Source organism: Steroidobacter gossypii, from assembly GCF_016801985.1.
In the GTDB taxonomy this organism is placed as follows: Bacteria; Pseudomonadota; Gammaproteobacteria; order Steroidobacterales; family Steroidobacteraceae; genus Steroidobacter; species Steroidobacter gossypii.
Genome location: NZ_JAEVLS010000001.1, coordinates 1,036,828 through 1,060,774 on the forward strand (window position 1 = coordinate 1,036,828; position 23,947 = coordinate 1,060,774).

The window sequence follows — 23,947 nt, forward strand, 5'->3', positions numbered from 1 at the left end:
CCGACGCGCTTCCTATAATGAAGCGCATGCCTGCCACCAAATTGAGCCGCGAGTTCTACGCCCGAGAGACGTTGCTGGTCGCCCGCGATCTGCTGGGCATGCATTTGATTCACGATGGGCCGGAGGGCGAACAGGTCGGCCGCATCGTCGAGACCGAGGCATACAAGGGCCCTCACGATCTGGCGGCTCACTCTTCGCGCGGGCGGACTCGCCGCACCGAGGTGATGTTCGGGCCGCCGGGGCATGCGTATGTGTACTTGATCTATGGGTTCTGGAACTGCCTCAACATCGTGACCGCAGCCGATGGGACGCCTCATGCAGTGCTATTGCGCGGGCTGGAGCCGGTGAAGGGAATCTCCAGTACCACCCACGGGCCGGGGCTTTTATGTCGTGCGCTACATATAGATCGCAGCCTGAATGGCGCGGATCTGCTCGGTAGCACCTTGTGGCTGGAAAAGCCGGCCCGATATCGGCCACCCGAGGTGGCCCGAGCGACCCGCATCGGCGTGGACTACGCTGGGGATTGGGCCAAGAAGCCTTGGCGTTTCTACGATGGGGATTCGCCCTACGTGTCCACAGTCAGTGCAGCCGCCCGCCGGCGTGCACTGACACCGGATGTGGGGCCCGGCCGGGCGCGGCTGGCGCGCAAATAGCGTAGTATTCCCGCCTTTTCACCTGAACGGGATTCAGCTCCACTGTCCGTCATGCAGCCTGCTCCGCGCGAATTGTTCTCCTATCGCAAGTACTGGGCGTCCCGCTTCGGCGCTGCTCCGTTCCTGCCCATGACCAAGGAGGAGATGGACGCGCTCGGTTGGGACAGTTGCGACATCATCGTGGTCACTGGCGACGCCTATGTGGATCACCCCAGTTTCGGCATGGCCATCATCGGTCGCGTGCTCGAAGCGCAGGGATTCCGCGTCGGCATCATCGCGCAGCCCGATTGGCGTTCCACCGAGGACTTCGCGCGTCTCGGCAAGCCGAACCTGTTCTTCGGCATCACTGCCGGGAATATGGATTCGATGGTGAATCGCTACACGTCGGATCGTCGCATTCGAAGCGATGATGCGTACACGCCGGCTGGCGAAGGCGGCAAGCGGCCGGATCGGTCGGTGATCGTTTATTCGCAGCGGGTGCGCGAGGCCTTCAACGACGCGCCCATCGTGATCGGCGGCATCGAGGCCAGCCTGCGACGAATCGCTCATTTCGACTACTGGTCGGAGAAGGTGCGGCGCTCGATTCTGCTCGACGCCAAAGCGGACCTGCTGGTGTATGGCAATGGCGAACGACAGATCGTCGAGATCGCGCATCGCCTGGCCAAAGGCGAGCCCATCGGGCAAATCACGGATCTGCGTGGCACGGCGTTCGTCCGGCATGCAACGCCAGATGGCTGGACGGAGATCGATTCGACCACCATCGATGAGCCTGGGCCGCTGAATCCGCCCATCGATCCGTACGCGGCGAACGATGCGAGATCGAAGGCGGCGATGGCCGCATCCCATAACGCGACCACTGCAAGTAATGCGACTGGCGCCGCGCCCGGAAATAACCCTTCGAGCGGCGCGCCGGCAGGCAACATGGCGGCGACGAGCAACAGCCCTGTGCTCGAGGGCGGGAGTGCTGCTGGACCTGCGTCGGGGCCGGCGTGCGCCAGCACGGCGACGCAGCCGGTCGCGAAGGTGGTGAAGTTTCTTCGGCACGTGAAGTCCGCCGATCGGGCGCAGTCCGTCATTCGGATGCCTTCGTTCGAAGCGGTGCGTGACGATGCCGTTTTGTATGCACACGCGTCCCGCATCCTGCATCTCGAATCCAATCCCGGTAATGCACGCGCGTTGGTGCAACGGCACGGCAATATCGATGTGTGGCTGAATCCGCCGCCACTGCCGCTCAGCATGAAAGAAATGGACGCGATCTACGAGCTGCCCTATCAGCGCGTGCCGCATCCGTTCTATGGCGAGCAGAAGGGCGCGAACAAGATTCCGGCGTACGAGATGATCCGTTTCTCCATCGCCATTCAGCGTGGCTGCTTCGGCGGCTGCACCTTCTGCTCCATAACGGAACACGAAGGGCGGATCATTCAGAACCGGTCCGAGAACTCCATCATCAAGGAGATCGAGACCATCCGCGACACGGTGCCCGGTTTCACCGGCGTGATCTCGGATCTGGGCGGGCCCACGGCGAACATGTATCGCCTGGCGTGCAAATCGCGCGAGATCGAAACGGCGTGTCGCCGGCCGTCGTGCGTGTTCCCGGGCATCTGCCCCAACCTGAACACCGATCACACGCCGCTGATCAATCTGTATCGGCGGGCGCGAGCCCTGCCGGGCGTGAAGAAAATTCTGATCGGCTCGGGCGTGCGTTACGACCTGGCGGTCGAATCGCCGGAGTACGTCAAGGAGCTGGTTCAGCATCACGTCGGCGGCTATCTCAAGATCGCGCCCGAAGCGATCGGCGAGGGTCCGCTGTCGAAAATGATGAAGCCGGGCGTGGGGACGTATTATCGCTTCAAGGAGCTGTTCGAGAAATATTCCAAGGAAGCCGGCAAGGAGCAGTACCTGATCCCGTACTTCATCGCCGCGCATCCGGGCACGACCGATGAAGACATGCTCGAGCTTGCGCTATGGCTGAAACAGAATGGTTATCGCGCCGATCAGGTGCAGGCGTTCCTGCCCTCGCCGATGGCCACGGCCACGGCGATGTGGCACTCGGGCAAGAACCCGCTGCGCAAGGTCACTCACTCCAGTGAAGACGTGCACATTCCAAAGGGCTTGAAGGTGCGTCGTCTGCACAAGGCGTTCCTGCGCTGGCACGACGCCAACAACTGGCCCATCCTTCGCGACGCGCTACGTCGCATGGGTCGCGCCGATCTGATCGGTCCCGGCAAGCATCATCTGATTCCTGCCTGGCAGCCACTCGGCACGGGCGACGCTCATGAAGGCCGCCGCTTCAAACATGGGGCGCGTCCACAGTCGCACGAACGCAAAGCTTCGAACGATCAGCGTCGTCATGCCGTGCCGGCGTCCGCATCCCGTCCGAAGCTCGCCGGCGCGCCGCAGGCAGCGCCAGGCAAAGGCGCTTCGGCGAAACCGATGAAATTCCGCACCCAGCACACCGGCCTGAAAGGCGTGCGCCTGCCGCGCTCGAAGTAACAAAGCAGCTTCGATCTCTGACCGGCGGTGTTGTGCGCCGGGCAAAAAAAAGGCCCACCGAAGTGGGCCGACGCAGGGACGGGGGGTCGAGGAAACAAAAGCGGCTTATCGAACCATGGTGGTCAGTGGCTAACTGCAATCTTCAGACAAAAACAAACCTTTCTCAGAACGAGTGAGTCAGCTGAACTGCGCCCCAGAGGGTGTCGCGTGACGCAGGGCCGTCGCGCAGCTCGGCCGTCTGATAGTGCAGGGCATAGCTGAGCTGCGTCTGGTCCAAGATCTGCGTGACCACGCCGATCCACGCTTCGGCGAGCAGCGGCTCCACCTCATCCGAGGTGTAGCGGACCTCGCTATCGCGAAACTGACCTTGCAGGAACGCGTTGTAAGCACGAGCTTTGACGCGAGCGCCGAGGAAGACGTACAGCTCACGACCGCCGCGATAGCTCTCGGTCGGCACCGGCGCAGACATGTAATCGGTCAGCTCGGGCGCGAATCCCCACCAAGGCGAGTTGAAGCGACCCGCACGCATCGAGATCGACGCGCTGGCTTCGGTAAGAAAACCGACACTGCCCTGCACGGTCGTCTTCACATCGACGTGACCATTGGGATCCGCGATCCACAACTCCTGTCTCGCGAGGGTGTAGCGCGCAGTGGGCTCGCCGCCTGCGGAGATCTGATGATCATACCCACGCGGCGATTCCGACCCGACCAGTTCATGCACGGCGCTGTGCAAACGCTCCGACACCGACAGACCAAGCACACCGACAGTGAGGCTGCTGGTCCAGGCGCCGAGCTCGTCCGCATCCACGTTCACCCGGCCGTTCGAAACAAACAGCAGGCTGGCATACGGTCGATCGTCCGGCTGCACCTCGTCGATCAAGGTGTTGCTGGGCGTGAAGGCCATCAGGCCGATCTGTCGCGCGTAATGCACTTCGCTCTGCTCATCCTGGTCATACATCAGACCATCGACACGGCTCAGCAGTGGCTCGAGCGACAGCAGTCCGTCGCGAGCGCGCTCGCCAGAGATGGTGATGCTCATGCCGCCGGTGTAGTCGCGGTCCTGGTTGTCGCCGGCGAACAGATCGTTGTCGATCTGCACTCGCACCGCGTCAACGCCATCGAACCAGCCGAGACGCTGATCGGACACGACCACCTCGGCAATGGCTTCTTCGACCGCTGTCGGTGTTTCGACAGTAACGGCCGGCGCAACCATCACCGGCGTGAATTCATCGAAGGAATCAGCGGGCGACACACTCTGCGCGCGCGCTTCATTTCCAGTAACTGCCAATGCAGCGGTGCCTAACGCCGCCAGCACCGCCCAGCGCAGCTGCGCCGCCCATTCGCTCTTGTTGGTTGTAGACATATACATACCCTTGCCATTCGTGCCGCGCCGTTTGCCACGCTCGCTGTGATGTTTTTCCGTGGCGCTACTGTCTCCAAAGTGGCGGCCTCGATAAACGCGACGAACGGAATGACATTCATGAATCGCCAGTCATGAATCGCCCCGATTCGAGTAAGACCGCCTCCATCTCACTACTGGTGCGGCAACCACACCGTCGCATCGTTATTGCAATCGCACTGCTGCAGATGCACTAATCCACTTGTGATGCGCAGAAATTAGCGGGAGAGCGTGATCGGACTGTTGGCCCAGCCGTGAGCACGCCGTGAAAAAAGCCATCCCTCTGATTGGCGCGGGGTGCGAAGCGGATTTCGCCGCGATCAGGGCGATGCCTGACAGGCAATGGAATCTTTCCTGGGGGGAAAGAAAAGATGGACAAGTTCACCTGCATGCTGGCGTTGACGAAGGTGGTCGAATTGGGGAGCTTCGCGGAAGCGGCGCGCCACATGAAAGTGTCCGCGCCGATGGTGACCAAGTACATCATTCATCTCGAGGAGATACTGGGCTCGAGGCTGTTGAATCGCTCCACCCATTCACTGAGCCTCACCGATGTCGGCCAGCTTTATCACCAGCGTTGTGTCCAGATCCTCGAGGACATCGGAGAGGCGGAAGCAGTTGCCGGCGCGAACAGCGCCGTGCCGCGCGGCGCATTGAAGATCTGTGTTTCCGGCGCCTTCGATCTGTCGCATGTCGGCCCGGTGCTGCTCGAATATTTCGAGCGCCACACCGACGTGCGGCTCGAGGTCACCGAGAGCAATCATCTGTTGGACCTGGTGGAGGAAGGCTTCGACGTGGCGGTGTGCGCCTGTCGCGAGCACCGCACCGGCAACCATGCGCGGAACAACAACCTCGCCAGAAAGAGGCTCGCCATCTCGCGCATCGTGGCCTGCGCCGCGCCGGCCTATCTGGAAAAGAATCCGCAGCCGACCATTCCGGACGACCTGCTTCATCACAACTGCCTGGTGTTCGGCGATTCGGCGCCCACCTCTCAGAAGAAATGGCGCTTCGCGCGCGACGGCGGCGATTTCCCGGTGCAAGCGTTGGGAACGTTGCGCGCGACCAGCAATGAATTGCTGAAGCAGGCGGCGCTACGTGGCCAGGGCATCATTCTTCAACCCACGTTCAACGTGCACCAGGAGCTGAAGAGCGGCGCCTTGCGACAGGTGCTGGCCGACTACGACGCCGGCTCGCTCGGGATTTACTTGATCCATCCCGAGCGGCGGCATCTGGCGACCAAGGTGCGGGCTTTCATGGAGTTGGTTGAAGGGCGCTGGGGTACGAACCCAGACGTAGATTCCTTTTGGCCTGACGGCTGACGGACGGTGCGCGTGGGCACGGACGCCAGTGTTATCAAGCAGCCTGCTCATCCATCCCGCACACTGCGCTCCAGTTCCCACTGGCCCCACGGCACGCCACGGCGCACATGAATGCCAAAGCCGGCGTGCTCGAAGTGTCGTGACAGGCGCGAGCGATACCAGGCAGCGTCGCGCAGGTTGATGTCGCCGTCGCTGGTGGAACGATCGGCGTTGTCACGCCAGTCCTCGCGGGTCGGCGCATGGAAGTACAAGGCGCCACGCGACAGCCGGCCTAGATTCGCCAATGCCTGCACCGTCTCACGATCAGACAGGTACTGCATTACGTCGTAACAAATGATGAGATCGAAACGGCCGCGCGGCCGATACGAAGCGAGCGATTCATGCACCCAGCCGTGTTCGCGGCACAAGTGCTCGCTGACCTCCAGGCCGACATACCTCGCCCCGGGAAAAGCTTGCAACAACGGCGCACGTAGCCAGCCGAGCCCGCAGCCGGCATCCAGAATTCTCTTGACCGGCAACTCCAGCTGTTTCACCAGCGCCGCCACCATGCCGGCGCGACGGGCCATCTCCGTGCGGGTTGTAACCCGCGTGCGCGGATTCATATAGAAGCGGCGATAGAAGCTGGCGTCGAAGCGTTTGGACATCGCACGAGGGATCTGACCGGGGGTCGGGTGAGTTTACTTCTCCTACGGCCCGTTCTTGATACTCCCACACCCGTCCCCACCTAGTTCGTCATGACCAACCTGGAAACCAACCATGGGCATTCGTAACCCGCCCTCGTGGATGTGGGCCGAGGCCTGCGAAATGCTGGAGCGGGCTCAACAGCTGCAGCGCCAGTTTTTCCGCTTTGGTCACTCGGTCGCCGCCGAGCCTCGCTGGGAACCGCCGGTCGACATCCTGGCTTATGCCGACGAGGTTCATGTCGCGGTGGCGCTGCCCGGCGTGGCCGCCGAACACATCGAAGTCCGCACCGACAGCGGGCTGCTGATCGTGAGCGCGAAGCGCGCATTGCCGGTCACCAGTCGCGCCACCGCGGTTCATCGGCTGGAAATTCCTTATGGCCGCTTCGAGCGACGCATCGCGCTGCCCGAGGGTCGTTATCAATTGTTGGAACAGGTGTACGCCAACGGCTGCCTGGTCCTGCGCCTGGCACAACGCTAACTGGCCTGGCCAACGCTAACAGCGGGAGCCTCATTCATCATGACTGACTCGACACGCAACAACGCTCAGCGGCCCGAGGGCGAGAGCACGCACACCATCACCGACGACATGCTGGTCGTCATTCCGGTGCGCAACCTGGTGCTGTTCCCGGGAACGGTGGTGCCGGTGGCCATCAATCGCGATCGCTCGCTCGCAGCCGCGCAGGAAGCCGTGCGTAACAATCGCAAAGTCGGATTCCTGTTACAGCACGATCCAGACCTGCAGGCGCCCACCGGCAGCGACCTGTACTCGACCGGCACGGTCGCGAACATCGTGCGGTATGTGACAGGCGCCGACGGCACTCATCATCTGGTCGTGCAAGGCGAGCGGCGCTTCCGCGTGCTCGATTGGCAGAACGGCCTGCCCTACATGGTCGCGCGCGTCGAATACTTGCCCGATCCGAGCAACGTCGGCAGCGACGTGGAAGCTCACGCGCTCAATCTGAAGCGGCTGTCAGCCGAGGCCATCGGCTTGCTGCCGCAGGCGCCCGCGGAATTGTCGAACGCGATTCAGGCGGTCGAGTCGGCTTCGACCCTGGCCGATCTGGTCGCCAGCTTCATGGATGTGAAGCCGGCCGAGAAACAGGAGTTGCTCGAAACCCTCGATCTGAAGGCGCGCCTCGAGCGCGTCAGCGGCCTTCTGCAAAAACGCATCGAAGTGTTGCGTCTGCAGCGGCAGCTCGAAGAGAAGACGCGCGACGCTATCGACGAGCGTCATAAGGAAGTGCTGTTGCGCGAACAGCTGCGCCAGATCAAGAAAGAGCTGGGCGAAGACGGCGAGAGCGGCGAAGAGATCGCCGAGCTGAAGGAGGCCATCGCCAAGGCCGGCATGCCCGACGATGCGCGTGAGCAGGCCGAGAAGGAATTGAAGCGGCTCGAGCGCATGTCCGACGCCAGCGCCGAGTATTCGATGTTGCGCACCTGGCTGGACTGGATGATCCAGCTGCCATGGTCCAAGCTCGACAAGGAGTCGATCGAAATCGAGCATGCCCGCAAGGTGCTCGATGAGGATCACTACGGCCTGGAGAAGATCAAGCGGCGCATCGTCGAGTATCTCGCCGTGCGCAAGCTCAACCCGCAGGGTCGCAGCCCGATCCTGTGCTTCGTCGGTCCGCCGGGCGTCGGTAAGACGTCGCTGGGCCAGAGCATCGCGCGTTCGCTGGGCGTGAAGTTCGCGCGCGTCAGCCTGGGTGGCGTGCATGACGAGGCCGAGATCCGCGGCCACCGTCGTACTTATATCGGTGCGCTACCGGGCAACATCGTGCAGGCGGTGCGTAAGGCCGGCACACGCAATTCGGTGCTGATGCTGGACGAGATCGACAAGCTCGGCGCCGGCATCCAGGGCGATCCGTCCGCGGCGTTGCTGGAAGTGCTCGATCCGGAGCAGAACAACACCTTCCGCGACAACTACCTGGGTGTGCCGTTCGATCTGTCGAAGATTGTGTTCATCGCCACGGCCAACATGCTCGATACGATTCCGGGCCCGCTGCGCGATCGTATGGAAGTGATCGAGCTCACGGGCTACACCGAGGACGAGAAGGTAGAGATCGCCAAGCGCTACCTGGTGCGCCGGCAGCTCGAGGCCAACGGGCTCAAGGCGGAACAGGCGTCGATCACGGATGAGGCGATTCGCCAGATCGCGCGCGATCACACTCGCGAAGCGGGCGTGCGAAATCTCGAGCGCATGATCGGAGCGGTGCTACGTAACGTGGCCGTGAGAATCGCGGAGGGAAGCATCACTCAGCAGACCGTCGACGTCGGCGACCTCGCCGGCATCCTCGGCGCGCCTCGCTTCGAAAACGAAGTGGCCATGCGCGTCAGCGTACCAGGCGTGGCTACGGGCCTGGCATGGACCCCGGTGGGAGGCGACATCCTGTTCATCGAATCCACGCGCGTGCCTGGCAACGGCAAGCTGATCCTCACCGGTCAGCTCGGCGAAGTCATGAAGGAGAGCGCGCAGGCGGCCTTGTCGCTGTTGAAGTCGCAGGCCGCTCGACTCGGCATCGATACCACGGTGTTCGACAAGAGCGACGTGCACATCCACGTGCCGGCCGGCGCGATCCCGAAGGACGGGCCGAGCGCGGGTGTCGCGATGTTCACCTCGCTGGTCTCGCTGTTCACCAACAAGACCGTGCACAACGACCTGGCGATGACCGGCGAGATCAGCCTGCGCGGTCTGGTGCTGCCGATCGGCGGCGTCAAGGAGAAGACAGTGGCCGCGCATCGCGCGGGCATCCGCAAGGTGCTGCTGCCGGCGCGCAATCGCAAGGACCTCGAGGATGTGCCCAAGAGCGTGCGCGACGAAGTGGAGTTCGTGTTCTGCGAACGCGTCGATGACGTGATCCGCGAGGCGCTGGACCTCCAGTTGAAGGTTAAGCAGGTCGACGCCGCGGCATAAAGCCGATGCAAGACGCCGTGGGTGGTGCTCCCGCCACCCACGGCTGTGAACCCGCCCTGAACCGTGCCAGCCGCGCTGGCACGCGGCGTGCACCCAATCAGCATGAATCGCATTGCAAGATTGGCGCGAAGGGAGTAATCAGTGAGTCATGTTCCGCACTCAATCGCGTGAGATGCGCAACTCAAGCGCGTACCAGCAGCGCCCCCCCGCGAGCCGCGCGGGTCTTCATTATTCCTCGTTGCTTACCGACGCCTGTCTGCACAGATCGGGCACGCTCGGCTCACGTCATGGAACGCACCTGCTTGGCGCACATCGTCACGGAACATGTTCGGCCATGGATCAGTCTTTGAGTGTAGGGTGTCGGCAATCCCCCGGACGAACGTGCGATGGCCGGTGCATCCTCGAGCCACTCGCACCAACGCGTGGGAGTATGCTGATTACGAATTCCGACGGCGTGCACTTGAGGACAGTGTGAACTGCGACCAAGAGCGTGTTGTCGTAACGGGTATATAGAACTCGCGAACCTGGGATGAACTTGCCGGTTCGCTGATTGGAGGGCGGTTCGATGCAGTCAGACAGCCCCAGAGGAAGCTCGCAACGCGGCGAGAGCTTCGTCGAGGCCTTGAGCGCCTACAGCCGATTCCACCGTGCGCAGCACTGGTCGGGTACTTTCGGCGAATTCCTTCGTACCGTTGTTCCCGGCAATACCCGGCAGCTGGCGCGCACCAGCCACGAGTATCTGTGGGACATGCTTTGCTGGTTCGGTAAGAACAGCTCGAATGTGAGCTCCGCCAGCAACGGCAACGGCGCCGCTGCCAACGGCAATGGCAACGGCGTCAATGGCGAAGGCGCCGGGCCCAAGGAATTGTTCAAACGCGAGCTGTTCGGCATCGACGAACCGCTCGGCCGAATCGTCGATTACTTCAAGGCGGCCGCGGCCGGTTCCGATGTCGGCAGGCGCTTGTTGCTGCTGCTAGGCCCGCCGTCCGGTGGCAAATCCACGATGGCCATCCTGCTGAAGCGCGGCCTCGAGGAATACAGCCATACCGACGAAGGCGCCATGTATGCCTTGCAGGGCTCGCCGATGCACGAGTCGCCACTGAATCTCATTCCCGCAAGTCTGCGCGCTGATTTCCGTGACACGTACGGCGTAGAAATCAAAGGTGAGTTGAGTCCGTGGGCGCGCGATCGATTGGAGCGCGAGTTCGAAGGCGACTTTCTGCGCATGCCGGTCGAGCGCATCTTCCTTTCAGAAGCTGCACGCGTCGGCGTGGGCACTTATGCGCCTCACGATCCGACGACTGCCGATCTCGCCGATCTGGTCGGCTCCGTTGACCTGTCCAAAGTGGCGCAGTACGGAGACGAGGGCGACCCGCGCGCCTGGTCGTGGTCGGGCGCCGTGTACGCCGCGAGCCGCGGCGTGCTGGAGATGATCGAGATCCTGAAGGTCAAACGCGAATTCCTGTACCTGTTGCTGACCCTGACACAGGAAAAGAACGTAAAGGTGTCGCGCTTCCCGCTGATCTATCTGGACGAGACCATTCTGGCGCACACCAACCTTGCCGAGTTCCACAAGTTCCTGCAGGAAAAGGAAAACGAGGCGCTGCTGGACCGCATGGTCATCGTCAAGGTGCCTTACACGCTGTCGTATGTGGAGGAATCGCGGATCTACAACAAGCTGGTGTCCGCGGCGCCAGCGTTTCGCGATGTGCATCTCGATCCACATGCCCTGAAGCTGGCAGCGGTGTTCGCCGTGCTCACTCGGTTGTACAAGCCCGAGCGCGAAGGCCTCGACATGTCGAAGAAGCTTCGGCTGTACGCGGGCGAGAGCGTGGAAGGCTTCCCCGAGACCGAGATCACGCGTCTGCGCGCGGAAGCGCCGGAAGAAGGACTGACCGGTGTCAGTCCCCGATTCATCGTGAATTCGATCTCCAACGCCATTACGCGCACCGACAAGAAGAGCCTCACCAGCATGGAAGTCCTGCTGGCGCTGAAGGACTCGATCGAAACCGATGCACGTATGGATGCGAAGGCCAAGAAGCTGTGGATCGATTATCTGGTACTGGCGCGCAAGGACTTCTACAACCGCTGGGTGAAGGAAGACGTGCATCGCGCCCTGTTCGCTTCGTTCGAAGACGAAGCGCAGCAACTGCTGGATAAGTATCTGGACGAAGTGGAGGCCTCGCTCGATCACCGCGAAGTCACCGACCCGATCACCGGCGAGTCCCGTCCTGCCGACGAGCGTTTCCTGCGCTCGGTGGAGGAGAAGATCAAGGTGTCGGAGTCGGGCAAGCTGACATTCCGTCAGGAAGTGGTGCGCAAGGCCATGGTGGCGTACAAGGCCGGTGAGAAATTCACTCTCAACAGCCATTCGCGCATGCGCGAGGCCATCGAACAGTATCTGTTCGAAGAGCGTCGCGACGTGTTGCGGCTGGTCACCTCGGCGGCGCGGCCGGACGACGAAGCCCGTAAGAAGATTTCCGCGGTTCAGGACCGCCTGACCTCGGAGTATGGTTATGACGATCACAGCGCCAAGGAAGCGCTGAGCTACGTGACGACATTGCTGGCACAGGAGTAGCCCCGGAGTGATCCAGGAGTCCCTGAAGTGAACCGAAGGGCGCCCACAAGAGTAATGTCTAGGAGTCTTGTTATTTAGAGACTCTGCCACCGACCTCTCTTGGGAGTACCTGGCCAGAGTCTTGAGACGGGGGTTGCGAGCGACATGAGCGACAACGCATCGGGCGCCGGTTCTGGCGACAGTCGCAGCCCGGGCGAGGCCGGTTGGTACGACCTCTTCTCGCGCGGCGCGAGAGACTGGCTGCGACACAATGACAAGGTGCGCGAGGCCGTTCGCCAGCACCTTCCGCAAATCGTCGCCGGCGCGGACGTGCTCACCGGCGGCGCCAGCACCGTGCGCGTGCCGGTGAAGATGCTGGAGCACTATCGTTTCCGGTTGCGCAATTCCAACGAGCAACAGGGCGTCGGCCAGGGCCAGGCCAAGCCGGGCGATCGCATCGGTCGCCCCCAGCAGGACAGCGACAATCAACGCGGCCAGGGCGGCAACGAAGACGGCGGCGTGCAATACACCCTGGAGTTTCGCATCGACGACATCGTCGACTGGCTCTGGGAAGAAATGAAGTTGCCGAACCTGGAGGCCAAGGCCGGTCGCGCCAAGGAAGACGACTGGACGCGCGAAGGCTGGGACCGGCGCGGCGCGCGCTCACGACTCGATCGTCGCCGCTCCATGAAGGAGTCGATCAAGCGGCGCGGCGTGCAGACGTTGACTGGCGGCGATTCGCCGTCGTTCACCGATGACGATCTGCGCTATCGCCAGCTCGCCAAGCGCGAGCAACCCGCCATGCAAGCCGTGGTCATGTTGTTGCTGGACGTCTCGGGCAGCATGGGCGAGCGCGAGCGGCAGATTTCCAAGACTTTCTTCTTCTGGGCCATTCAGGGCCTGCGTCGGCAATACCGGCATCTGGAGCTGGTGTTCGTCGCCCACACCTCCGAGGCCTGGGAATTCGAAGAAGACGAGTTTTTCAAGGTGACCGGCACCGGCGGCACGGTGGCTTCGGCGGGCTTGAGGAAAGTGCGCCAGATCATCGACGAGCGCTACAGCCCCAGCCAGTACAACATTTATTTGTTCTACGCCTCCGACGGCGAGAATTTCCCTTCCGATCAACCGCAGGCGCAGGCCGCGTTGGAAGACGTGTGCGCCGATTGCAACTACAGCGGCTTCCTGGAAGTGGCGCCGCTCGCGGGCGCCGCGCCGGACAGCGAGATCGGCAGGCTGTTCGTCGATCTGTCGCGGGATGACGATAGCGTCGGCGCGTATCGCGTCAGCGGTACCGATGACATCTGGAATGCCGTTAGGCATTTCTTCACTCACGCCTCGCAGAGTGCCTGAGACCGATGCCTACGATGCAGACTGAAGACTGGCAATCCCATATCTCGCGCATCGAACAGCTGGCTCGTGCGCAGGGATTGAAATATCACCCCGTCGAGTTCGAGGTGGTGCCGGAAAGCTTCATGACCGAGATCGCCATCTACGGTCTGCCCGTGCGCATGCCGCACTGGTCGTTCGGCGTGCGTTACATCTATCAGCTGATCCAGCATCGCATGGGCCTGTCGCGCCTGTTCGAGGTGGTGTTCCCCGGCAATCCGGGCCGTGCTTATCTCGCGAAGAGCAACAGCGCGGCGGAGAACGTGCTGGTGACCGCGCACGTGTTGGGCCATGCGGACTTCTCCGCCAACAACATGTTGTTCCGTCGCAGTCAGGACCAGGTCGGCGAGCACATCGTCGAACAGGCGGCCGCGCATGCGCGTCAGATCGCCATGGCCATTGAAGAGCATGGCCTGGAGCGAGTGGAGACGGTGCTCGATGCGGCGCTATCCCTCGAACAGCACGTCGATATTCATCAGGGCCTGCGTCGTCCGCGCTATCCAGAAACACTGCCGGACAAGACGCCGCCGGCGAACGACGAGTTCGCCAAGCGGTTCGCGGCGCTGGGCCCCGATACTGCGCGTCCGTCGCACACCGGTCCCGCAAAGAAGGCGCCGATTCCTCCGCATCCGGAAGCCGACCTGCTGTGGTTCATCGCGCAGTACGCGCCGGAGATGGAGCCGTGGGAACGGGACATCTTCCTGGCCGTGCGCGAAGAGTCGTTTTATTTCTATCCGGTGTTCGCCTGCCAGATCATGAACGAAGGCTGGGCTTCGTACTGGCATGCACGGTTGCTGCGTGAGGCGGACTTCCTGCCTGCCGCCGCGTATGTGGACGCCATCAAATGTCACTCGGATGTGGTGCGTCCGACCGCCAGCGGCGAGAACGTGGCGCTGGCGACCAATCCGTACCACCTCGGCTTTTCAATCTGGGAAAAGATCGTGGAGGCGCAAGGCCTGGAGGCCGCGCGCCGGATCATGGCTGAAGACGACGACTTCTCGTTCGTGCGCAACCACCTCACTCAGGAGTTGGCGAGCGAATTGAAGCTGTTCCGCTTCAAGGGCCCAGCGACGGGCACGCTCACCGTGCAGGAGATGGATTTGCCGGCGCTACACGAAGCGTTGCTGGCGCCGAAGTACGGATTCGGTGCGCCCAAGGTGAGCGCGGCTCGGGTGCACGTGGATGGCAAGCTCGAGCTGGTGCACGACCATCTCAACGACGGCCGCGGCCTGGATCCAGAACGAGGCAGGAAAGTGCTCGAATACGTCGCCAAAGTGTGGCGACGTCCGGTGACTCTGGTCACCGTCGACAACGATCATCGCAGCGTGGAGATATCTGTCTCGCCCGGCCTGACGCCGAGCTTCAACCGCTGAATTTCATCGCTCGTCGCAGCGGCTGTCAGGCCGCGGATGCCGACAGGAAGCGCGCTTTGTAGTCCTGCACGAACTCTTCGAGCGAGCGCGGTGGCCGACCGGTCACATCCTGCACCACCGAGTTGGGCTGGACGTTGATCATGTTGGATGCACACGCATCCCAGAACTCGAGCTTGGCCTCGATCATCACTGGCGACAGACCCTTGCCCTGCAGCCAGCCGCGGGCTTCGTTCGCGGTGATGTCGTGGTAGCGAACCGGCTTGCCGAGAATATGACTGAGCCTGTCAGCGATTTGCGGAAAGCTAAGCGACTCCGAGCCAGTCACCGTGTAAATGCGCCCCGCATGCGAGGGATCTTTCAAACAAGTCACTGCCACTGCCGCTACGTCACGCGCGTCGACCCAGCTCCAGGGCGTCGAGCGGAACGGGCCAGCGATCAGGCCCTGCTGGGCGATGGTCGGCGCAAATTCGAACAACAGCTGGAGCATGTAGGTGGGCCGGAGTCGGGTGACGGCCACATCGGGGCAGGCGGCCACGCCGCTTTCGGCCTGGCCCAGCCAGCGGAGCATTCGGGCGCAGCACATCTGCGGGTTGGCGCCCACGCCCGACAACTGAACGAAGCGTTTGACGCCGGCCGCCTTGGCCGCATTGGCGATCTTGAGATGGGTTTCGGCGATGTGTGGGGAATAGCCCGAGGCCAGGAACGCCGCCTCGACACCCTCGAAAGCGCGCTGCAAACTGGACGGATCCTCGGGATCGGGGCGGACCGCCTCGATGTTCGCCGCCTTGATGGGCAGATCGACGGGCTCCTGCAATAGCGCACGAACGCCGACGGGTTGATTGGCCAGCTCGGCGAGCACCGCTCGGCCTACATGCCCCGTTACGTCCGTCACCAAAAACATCGTTCAATCCCCCGGTAGAGAGTCTTGATCAAGGGTTGCGAAATTGGGCGATACATTAAGCAAGCTTCGGATTGCGGTAAACCACCGTGGCAGCAAAAACTTCGTGCATTGTGGTCATCAATGGAGCGCCTACAATGAGCCCACGTCACGCTTTACGTGACCGCAGGGAAACAATTCGTTGAATGAATAATTTCAGTGACATCGTAGCCTTCGTGCGAGTCGTTGAAGCCCATAGCTTCGTGGCTGCCGCACAGACACTAGGTATGTCCCCTTCCGCGATAAGCAAGGCGGTGTCCCGCCTGGAGGAACGCCTGGGGGCGCGCCTGCTCAACCGTACCACGCGCTCGCTAAGTTTGACCGACTTGGGCACCGGCTTCTACGAACGATGCCGCGAGGCCCTCAGTCAGCTGGATCAAGCTGAGAACGAGGTCTCAGAATCGCGTGGTGTTCCGCGTGGCAAATTGCGGGTGGACGTGCCCATTTCGCTGGGCCGTAAGATCATCGTGCCCGCGTTGCCCCGGTTCATCGAACAGAACCCCGAGCTCACGGTGCAGATGAGCATGAACGATCGGGTGATCGATCTGGTGCAGGAGGGCATCGACGCGGCGCTGCGCGTGGGAAATCTGAGCGATTCCAGCCTGATCGCCCGTCGTGTCGGCAATTTGCGCGGCGTGACTTGCGCCTCGCCCGAATACATCGAGCGCATGGGCGGCCCGCCGAAGACGCCCGAGGACCTCAAGCCCGAGCAATGCATCGCCATGTTTCGACCGGGCAGCAACCAGATTCGTGACTGGATGTTCCGGAAGGGCGGCGTGGAACACACCATCATTCCGGCCGCGCCGCTCTCGTTCAGCGACCCGGAATCTGCCGTAGCGGCGGCCATCAGCGGCGCAGGTTTCGTGCGCACGCTGGATTTCACCGCCGAAGCGCAGATCGCCTCGGGACTGCTGCAACCGGTGCTCGAAGACTGGAATGAAGGCGCGTATTGGCCGGTGTCCGTGGTTTATCCGCAGCACCGGCAGCCCACCGCGAAAATCCGCGCGTTCATCGAATTCGTCACCGGCCTGTTCCCTCAGATCCCTTCGGAGCGCATTCCTTCGCTGGGCGCGACCGGTACCGATGGCGTCGCGCCGCCGCGGTCCACGCGCATGACCGCTTCCGTCCCGCCTCCGGTGTAATCAGCCAGGCGCAAAGTCATATCGACCGCCACGTTCCAGCGCGCGGCGGTATGCGGGCCTGGCATGAATCCTCTGTAAAAAATCGTGCAGGCGTGGCCGGCTCGCATCGAGACCGCCGCGCATGGCAGCGGCTTCCAGCGGGAAGCTCAATTGGATGTCAGCGGCGCTGAATCGGTCGCCGACGAACCAGTCGCTGTGCGCCAGCTGCCCTTCTAGATAATCCAGATGAAGGTTTATTTGCGGCGAGATGAACGTTTGTTTCACTTGCCGGGCGATGGCCCTGGCCACCGGTTTGACGAAAAAGGGCATCGGTCCGCTCTCGATGCGATCGAACACTAACTTTAGTAAGAGCGGCGGCATGGCCGAACCCTCGGCATAGTGCAGCCAATATTTATAACGCAGGTGTTCTTCGGTGCCTGCCGCGGGCGCCAATTTCCCGGCACCGTGCACATCCACGAGGTATTCCACGATCAGCCCGGACTCGGCAATCGTGCGCTTGCCGTCGGTGATCACAGGCGATTTGCCCAGCGGATGCACCTTCTTCAATTCCGGCGGCGCCAACATGGTGCGCGCATCGCGCTGATAGCGCTCTATCTGATAAGGAATGCCCAGCTCTTCGAGCAACCACAGCACCCGCTGCGAGCGCGAATTATTCAAGTGATGGACCACGATCACGTGCTTTTCTCCTGGAGCGGCCTCGAGAACCGTTACCTGTGACGTAATTGTCACGGTCATGGGATTGTCGCAATTCTTCAGCTCATGGATGCACGCGACCCCAGCCAAATCACGTGTATCGACCACGGCATATGCAAACAACCGACGCAGATTCACCTCGATGGAGCTTCGATTCCTGATTCGACTTCACCAATGTCGTGCGCTCAACCCAATTTCTCCTGTTGCGTCCCCTGCCTAAAGTGGCGCCCCAGTCAGGCAGTGCCCGCGTCATACCGATGGCTCTGCCGATTTTGTTTTTGAGGATGCAGGGAGTCTTGGAATGAACAATGTAACTCGTGACAGTCAGCCCGCCGGCCGCCTCGTGACCGTTGTGTTGCCGGCGCTCGCCGCCGCTGTGCTCACACTGCTGCTGCAAGGATGCAAGAGCGAAGCGAACACGGAAGTCGCCGCGCCGCTGCCGCAGGTTTCGGTTGCTGCCGCGCTGGAGCGTGAGGTTCAGGAATGGGATGAATTCACCGGTCGCCTCGAAGCGGTGGAATCGGTCGAAATCCGCCCGCGCGTCACTGGCTATATCGAAAGCGTCAACTTCGACCAAGGCAGCGTGGTCAAGAAAGGCGACCTGTTGTTCGTCATCGACCCGCGTCCGTATCGCGCCGCTCTGGACCAGGCTGAAGCCGAGCTGGCGCGCGCCATCGCCCGCGCCGAACTCGCCACGAACGATGTCGAGCGCAGCGAAAAGCTGCTCGATGCGAAGGCTGTGTCGCGCGAAGAGTATGACCAGCGCATCAACGCACAGCGTGAATCGCAGGCGAACGTCGAAGCGGCTCGCGCTGCCGTGACGGCCGCGAAACTGAACCTGGAGTTCACGCGCGTGGTGTCGCCGATCAACGGTCGTGTCAGCCGTGCAGAGGTGACCGCGGGCAATCTGGTGACCGGTGGCTCGACTCAGGCGACGCTGCTGACCACGGTTGTTTCCATCGATCCGATCTATGTGACATTCGAAGGCGACGAGCAGGTGTATCTGAAGTACACCGAGCTGGCGCGCCGGGGCGATCGGCCAAGCTCGCGCGACGCCGCCAACCCGGTGTTGATGGCGCTGGCGAACGAGCAAGGCTTCCCGCACGAGGGCAGGATGAGCTTCGTGGACAACCAGGTCGATCCGCGCACCGGCACGATTCGCGCCCGCGCTTCGTTCGACAACAAGGACGGCTATCTCACGCCGGGCCTGTTCGCTCGAGTGAAGCTGCTCGGTCACAGCTCGCACAAGGTCGTGCTCGTCGACGATCGCGCCGTCGGCACGGACCAGAGCGAGAAGTTCGTCTACGTGGTCGATAACGACAACAAAGTCTCCTATCGCCAGGTAAAAGTCGGCCGACTCACCGATGGCCTGCGCATCGTGGAAGAAGGCCTGCAACCGGGTGAGAACGTGATCGTCAACGGCCTGCAGCGAGTGCATCCCGGCGTGGTCGTCGCCCCCGAGAAGGTGGCGATGGATGCGCGTCTGAACCGCGACTCGATGCTCGCCTCGAGCGATGTGAAGCCTTGATGCCTTAACCGATCGGCGCGCTCGTCCGAGCAGGCGGGCGCGCCCCAGCCGAGTCATTGGAATTTGCCTGGTAGCCGCGGCCTTGGAGCCGCGGCTGTGGGGACGCTTTTGCCCCGTTTTCGTGGGGACTCTATATGAAATTCGCACGTTTCTTTATCGACCGGCCGATTTTCGCCGCGGTGCTGTCGATCATCATTTTCCTGGTCGGCGCCATCGCGATGTGGCAACTGCCCATCAGCCAGTATCCCGAGGTCGTGCCGCCCACCATCGTGGTGAACGCGCAATACCCCGGCGCGAATCCGAAGGTGATCGCCGAAACAGTGGCCGCGCCGCTGGAGCAGGAGATCAATGGCGTCGAGAACATGCTGTACATGTCCTCGCAGGCCATGAGCGACGGCCAGATGACCCTGACCGTGACGTTCCGTCTCGGCACCGACGTCGACACGGCCCAGGTGCAAGTCCAGAACCGGGTCGCACAGGCGTTGCCACGTTTGCCTGAAGACGTGCGACGCGTCGGCGTGACCACGCTCAAAGCATCGCCCGACTTGCTGATGGTGGTGCATCTCACTTCGCCTGACGGTCGCTACGACACCGTTTACTTGCGCAACTACGCGACCCTGCAGATCCGCGACGTGCTCGCGCGTCTGCCTGGCATGGGCGACGTGAGATTGTTCGGCGCGGGCGATTACTCGATGCGCATCTGGCTCGATCCCGAACGCATCGCGAGCCGCGATCTCACCGCAGGCGACGTCATCGCCGCCATTCGCGAACAAAACGTGCAGGTGGCTGCCGGCGTCATCGGCGCCGATCCGGCGCCCGCGAATGTCGACTACCAATTGAATGTGACGACCTCGGGCCGTCTGATCACCGAAGAGCAATTTGGCGACATCATCGTCAAGGCGTTGCCGAATGGCTCGGTTACGACCTTGAAGGACGTGGCTCGCATCGAGCTGGGCGCGGGTCAGTACTCGCTGCGCAGCCTGCTGGGTAACAAGGCGGCGGTCGCGATCCCGATCTCACAGTCGCCTGGCGCCAACGCGCTGGAGCTGTCCGACGCCGTGCGCTCGACCATGCAGGAGCTGAGCGCCAACTTCCCCGAAGGCGTCAGCTACGAAATCGTCTACGACCCGACCATTTTCGTGCGCGACTCGATCAAGGCCGTGATCAAGACTCTGCTGGAGGCGCTGGCCCTGGTCGTGATCGTGGTCATCGTGTTTCTGCAGACCTGGCGCGCCTCCATCATTCCGTTGCTGGCCGTGCCCGTGTCCATCATCGGCACGTTCGCGCTGATGCTGGCGTTCGGTTTCTCCATCAACGCGCTGTCATTGTTCGGTCTGGTGCTGGCCATCGGCATCGTGGTCGACGACGCCATCGTGGTGGTCGAGAACGTGGAGCGAAACATCGAGAACGGACTGTCGCCGCGCGACGCGACTTACAAGGCGATGGACGAAGTCAGCGGCCCCATCATCGCGATCGCGCTGGTGCTGGTGGCGGTGTTCGTGCCGATCGCGTTCATCACCGGTCTCACCGGCGAGTTCTACAAGCAGTTCGCGCTCACCATCGCCATCTCGACCGTGATCTCGGCGATCAACTCGCTGACCTTGAGCCCGGCGCTGGCGGCGGTGTTGCTGAAGCCGCATGGCGCGAAGAAGGATGCGCTGACTCGCGGCATGGACAAAGTGTTCGGCGGCTTCTTCCGCGCGTTCAACAACTTCTTCCATCGTTCCGGCGACAAGTACGTCGGCGGCGTGCGAGGCGTGTTGGCGCACAAGAGCATGACCATGGGTGTGTTCGCGATGCTGCTGGTCGCGACCTGGGGCTTGTTCCAGGTCACGCCCAAGGGCTTCATCCCGGTGCAGGACAAGCAGTACCTGATCACGCTGATTCAGCTGCCGAACGCGGCGTCGCTGAATCGCACCGAGGAAATCGTGCGCCAGGTGGGCGAGATCGGCATGAAGGTGCCCGGCGTGCACAACGCGGTGCAGTTCCCCGGCCTGTCGGTGGCGGGATTCACCAACGCTTCGAACTCGGCCATCGTGTTCTTCGCGCTCGACGATTTCGATAAGCGCAAGTCGGCCGAGCTGTCGGGCTTTGCCATTGCCGGCCAGTTGAACGCCGCGCTGAGCTCGATCAAGGAAGCGCAGATCGTGACCTTCCCGCCGCCGCCGGTGAACGGCCTCGGCACCTTGGGTGGCTTCAAGCTGCAACTCGAAGATCGCGCCGACCTGGGTTACGACGAGTTGTACAAGGCCACGCAGGCCGTGGTGGCGAAGGCGCGCCAAACGCCCGAGCTCGCCGGTGTATTCTCGAACTACGAAGTGAACGTGCCGCAGATCCTCGCCGACGTGAATCGCATCAAGGCGAAGGAACATGGCGTGCCGCTCAACAACGTGTTCGAGGCATTGCAGGTCTATCTCGCGTCCCAGTACGTGAACGACTTCAATCGCTTCGGCCGCACCTATCGTGTGATCGCGCAGGCGGACTACGAGTACCGCGCCAAGGCGGAAGACATTCTGCGACTGCAGACGCGCAATGAAGCGGGCGAGATGCTGCCGCTCGGCTCGATCGTGCAGGTGTCGCAGACCTACGGCCCGGATCGCGTGTTCCGTTACAACGGCTACCTGGCCGCCGATATCAACGGGGGTCCGGCGCCCGGCTATTCGACTGGCCAGGCCAAGGCGGCGATGGAGCGGATCCTCGCCGAGAACCTGCCGAACGGCATCAAGTACGAGTGGACCGATCTCACCTATCAGGAAATCCTGGTGGGCAACAGCTCCATCTTCGTGTTCCCGCTGTGCGTGCTGCTGGTGGTGCTGGTGCTGGCCGCGTTGTACGAGAGCTGGACGTTGCCGCTGGCCATCGTCGCCATCGTGCCGATGGCGCTGCTGTCGGCCATCTTCGGTGTGTGGATCACCGGCGGCGACAACAACATCTTCACGCAGATCGCGCTGTTCGTGCTGGTGGGTCTGGCCAGCAAGAACGCGATTCTGATCGTCGAGTTCGCCAAGGACCGCGAGTCGGCCGGCGTCGATCCGTTCAACGCCGCGCTGGAAGCCGCGCGTCTGCGATTGCGGCCCATCCTGATGACCTCCATCGCGTTCATCATGGGTGTGGTGCCGCTGGTGCTCGCGTCGGGAGCAGGTGCGGAGATGCGTCACGCCATCGGCATCGCCGTGTTCTCCGGCATGCTCGGAGTGACCTTCTTCGGCTTGTTCCTGACACCAGTGTTCTACGTCCTGTTGCGCGCGGCGGTCGTCAAGAAGATCCGCGGCAACAAACAACCAGAGGCCATCGAAGGAGCGGCCCATGCGTAACCTGAAACAAACGACGTTGAGTGTGACCAAGAAGCTGTCCATCCTGGCGGTGAGCGCGGTGCTCGCCGCCTGCGCGGTGGGCCCCGACTATCGGCAGCCGGAGATGAACTCTCCGGATGAGTTCGTGAGCAACGACGCCACGCAGTTCTCGCCTGCCGACGTCGAGAGCGATTTCTGGAAGGCGTTTGGCGATGAGCAGCTGAACTCGCTCATCGAGCAGGCACTGACGGCCAACCACGACATTCGGATCGCGACCGCTCGCTTGCGTGAAGCGCGTGCGATTCGAGGCGAGGCTCGCCTGGACTTCGCTCCTACAGTGACGGCATCGGGTGGTTACACCGAAACGCGCGCGAGCCAGCGCCAAGCGCCGGTTGCGGAGATTCCTCGTGACCAGGATTATTACGACGCCGGTTTCGATGCGTTCTGGGAGCTGGATTTCTTCGGTCGCATCCGTCGCAACGTCGAAGCCAACTCGGCTTTGGTGCAAGCGGCGGAAGCGGGCGTGTACGCGACACAAGTGAGCATCACTGCTGAAGTGGCGCGTAACTATTTCGAACTGCGCGGCTCTCAGCAACGGCTCGCCGTCGCTCAGCGTAACGCCGATAATCAGCGTGAAACGCTGCGTATCACGACTGCGCGTTTGGAAGCAGGCCGCGGCACGCAGCTTGATACTTCACGCGCACAGGCACAGTTGTCCGCGACGCTGGCGACGATTCCTGACTTGGAATCGAATATCACTAGCAGCATCCTGCGGCTCGGCGTGCTGACGGGTCAGTCACCCGAAGCGCTGATTCCGCAGCTCTCGACGGTGCAGAAGCTGCCCACGCTGCCGGCGACCCAAAGCATCGGTACGCCGGAACTGCTGTTACGCCGTCGTCCCGATATTCGAGTGGCCGAACGTGAATTGGCGTCCGCAACCGCGCAGATCGGCGTGGCCGTGGGCGATCTGTTTCCGCGCATTTCGTTTGTCGGCAGCTGGGGCTTCGATGCTGTGGACAGCAGCGATCTCGGCAAGTCCAGCAGCGAGACCTACGGCTTCGGCCCGAGCATTCAGTGGGCCGCCTTCGATCTCGGCCGCGTTCGCCAGCGCATCAAGCAGCGTGAAGCCGCCACCGAGCGCGCGTTGGCTGTTTATCAGCAAACAGTGTTGCAGGCGCTGGAAGAGGCCGACGCCAGCATGACGGCCTACGTGAAGGCCAAGGTGAAACAAGCTCACCTGCAGGACAGCACCACCGCTTCGTTGCAGGCCGTGACGTTGGCTCGCGCCCGGTACGAGAGCGGCGTCGCCGACTTCCTAACCGTGCTCGACGCCGAACGCAGCGCCCTGACCGCCGAGGATCAGCTCGCCCAGAGCGAAACTCAAACGGCCACAGCTTTGCTCGCGACCTACAAGGCCCTCGGCGGCGGCTTCCGTCCGCTGGACGCTCAGGCGTCGCTGTAGCAGGGAATTGCTTAACAAGACAGCGGCTGGCAACGATGGGTAGCAGGATGCTGCCCATCCCCCAGTCCGTCACTTGAACTCACGTCGGAGTTCTCCACGTCTGGGGTATGCTGGATGC

The 23,947-nt window shown here is 62.3% G+C and carries 16 protein-coding genes; 12 read left to right on the plus strand and 4 right to left on the minus strand.

Translation table 11 applies throughout. From position 1 onward, the window contains the following. The first annotated feature begins 26 nt into the window (after window positions 1-26). Together JM946_RS04490 and JM946_RS04495 are read left to right on the plus strand one after the other, a co-directional pair. Window positions 27-653: a DNA-3-methyladenine glycosylase gene (locus JM946_RS04490; protein ID WP_203165936.1), complete on the plus strand. Its 627-nt coding sequence runs from the start codon at window positions 27-29 to the stop codon at window positions 651-653. 51 nt (window positions 654-704) lie between these two features. Further along, complete coding sequence (locus tag JM946_RS04495) at window positions 705-3,146, plus strand: YgiQ family radical SAM protein (protein ID WP_203165937.1); 2,442 nt, start codon at window positions 705-707, stop codon at window positions 3,144-3,146. 163 nt (window positions 3,147-3,309) lie between these two features. Here the strand turns inward: JM946_RS04495 and JM946_RS04500 are convergent, their stop codons facing one another. Beyond that, window positions 3,310-4,509, minus strand: coding sequence for a lipid A deacylase LpxR family protein (locus JM946_RS04500; RefSeq protein WP_203165938.1), 1,200 nt, complete (start codon window positions 4,507-4,509; stop codon window positions 3,310-3,312). A gap of 407 nt (window positions 4,510-4,916) precedes the next feature. Here JM946_RS04500 and JM946_RS04505 point away from each other — a divergent pair, with 407 nt between their 5' ends. Beyond that, window positions 4,917-5,861, plus strand: coding sequence for a LysR family transcriptional regulator (locus JM946_RS04505; protein ID WP_203165939.1), 945 nt, complete (start codon window positions 4,917-4,919; stop codon window positions 5,859-5,861). 47 nt (window positions 5,862-5,908) lie between these two features. On the opposite strand, the gene JM946_RS04510 is transcribed toward JM946_RS04505, so the two are convergent. Further along, window positions 5,909-6,505, minus strand: a complete 597-nt coding sequence (locus JM946_RS04510) for a class I SAM-dependent methyltransferase (RefSeq protein ID WP_203165940.1) — start codon at window positions 6,503-6,505, stop codon at window positions 5,909-5,911. 112 nt (window positions 6,506-6,617) lie between these two features. Here JM946_RS04510 and JM946_RS04515 point away from each other — a divergent pair, with 112 nt between their 5' ends. The 5 genes from JM946_RS04515 to JM946_RS04535 all read left to right on the plus strand — a co-directional run bounded on the left by JM946_RS04515 (window position 6,618) and on the right by JM946_RS04535 (window position 14,774). Continuing rightward, window positions 6,618-7,022 carry an Hsp20/alpha crystallin family protein gene (locus JM946_RS04515; protein ID WP_230979443.1) on the plus strand — a complete coding sequence of 135 codons (405 nt, stop codon included), beginning with the start codon at window positions 6,618-6,620 and terminating at the stop codon, window positions 7,020-7,022. Window positions 7,023-7,061: 39 nt separating this feature from the next. Next, a complete protein-coding gene (lon, locus tag JM946_RS04520) occupies window positions 7,062-9,458 on the plus strand; it encodes an endopeptidase La (protein ID WP_203165941.1) in 2,397 nt (798 codons plus the stop codon). A gap of 565 nt (window positions 9,459-10,023) precedes the next feature. Beyond that, complete coding sequence (locus JM946_RS04525) at window positions 10,024-12,036, plus strand: PrkA family serine protein kinase (RefSeq protein WP_203165942.1); 2,013 nt, start codon at window positions 10,024-10,026, stop codon at window positions 12,034-12,036. A gap of 144 nt (window positions 12,037-12,180) precedes the next feature. Continuing rightward, window positions 12,181-13,365 (plus strand): DUF444 family protein, encoded by a 1,185-nt coding sequence (locus JM946_RS04530; RefSeq protein WP_203165943.1) that lies wholly within the window; start codon window positions 12,181-12,183, stop codon window positions 13,363-13,365. Between the two features lie 14 nt (window positions 13,366-13,379). Next, window positions 13,380-14,774, plus strand: coding sequence for a SpoVR family protein (locus JM946_RS04535; RefSeq protein WP_203165944.1), 1,395 nt, complete (start codon window positions 13,380-13,382; stop codon window positions 14,772-14,774). Between the two features lie 25 nt (window positions 14,775-14,799). Here the strand turns inward: JM946_RS04535 and JM946_RS04540 are convergent, their stop codons facing one another. Next, window positions 14,800-15,675: an NmrA family NAD(P)-binding protein gene (locus JM946_RS04540; protein ID WP_203165945.1), complete on the minus strand. Its 876-nt coding sequence runs from the start codon at window positions 15,673-15,675 to the stop codon at window positions 14,800-14,802. Between the two features lie 182 nt (window positions 15,676-15,857). On the opposite strand from JM946_RS04540, the gene JM946_RS04545 reads away from it, so the two are divergent. Beyond that, window positions 15,858-16,853, plus strand: a complete 996-nt coding sequence (locus JM946_RS04545; protein WP_203165946.1) for a LysR family transcriptional regulator — start codon at window positions 15,858-15,860, stop codon at window positions 16,851-16,853. Here JM946_RS04545 and JM946_RS04550 read toward each other — a convergent pair whose 3' ends face one another. Further along, on the minus strand, window positions 16,854-17,528 hold the full coding sequence (locus tag JM946_RS04550) for a glutathione S-transferase (protein ID WP_203166550.1): 675 nt from the start codon (window positions 17,526-17,528) through the stop codon (window positions 16,854-16,856). Between the two features lie 319 nt (window positions 17,529-17,847). Between JM946_RS04550 and JM946_RS04555 the strand changes: the two genes are divergently transcribed. From JM946_RS04555 to JM946_RS04565, 3 genes are all read left to right on the plus strand, one after another. Beyond that, window positions 17,848-19,074: an efflux RND transporter periplasmic adaptor subunit gene (locus JM946_RS04555; RefSeq protein WP_203165947.1), complete on the plus strand. Its 1,227-nt coding sequence runs from the start codon at window positions 17,848-17,850 to the stop codon at window positions 19,072-19,074. Window positions 19,075-19,208: 134 nt separating this feature from the next. Further along, a complete protein-coding gene (locus JM946_RS04560) occupies window positions 19,209-22,388 on the plus strand; it encodes an efflux RND transporter permease subunit (RefSeq protein WP_203165948.1) in 3,180 nt (1,059 codons plus the stop codon). Next, on the plus strand, window positions 22,381-23,829 hold the full coding sequence (locus JM946_RS04565; protein WP_203165949.1) for an efflux transporter outer membrane subunit: 1,449 nt from the start codon (window positions 22,381-22,383) through the stop codon (window positions 23,827-23,829). The genes JM946_RS04560 and JM946_RS04565 overlap by 8 nt, the downstream gene beginning before the upstream one ends. Window positions 23,830-23,947: the final 118 nt, after the last annotated feature.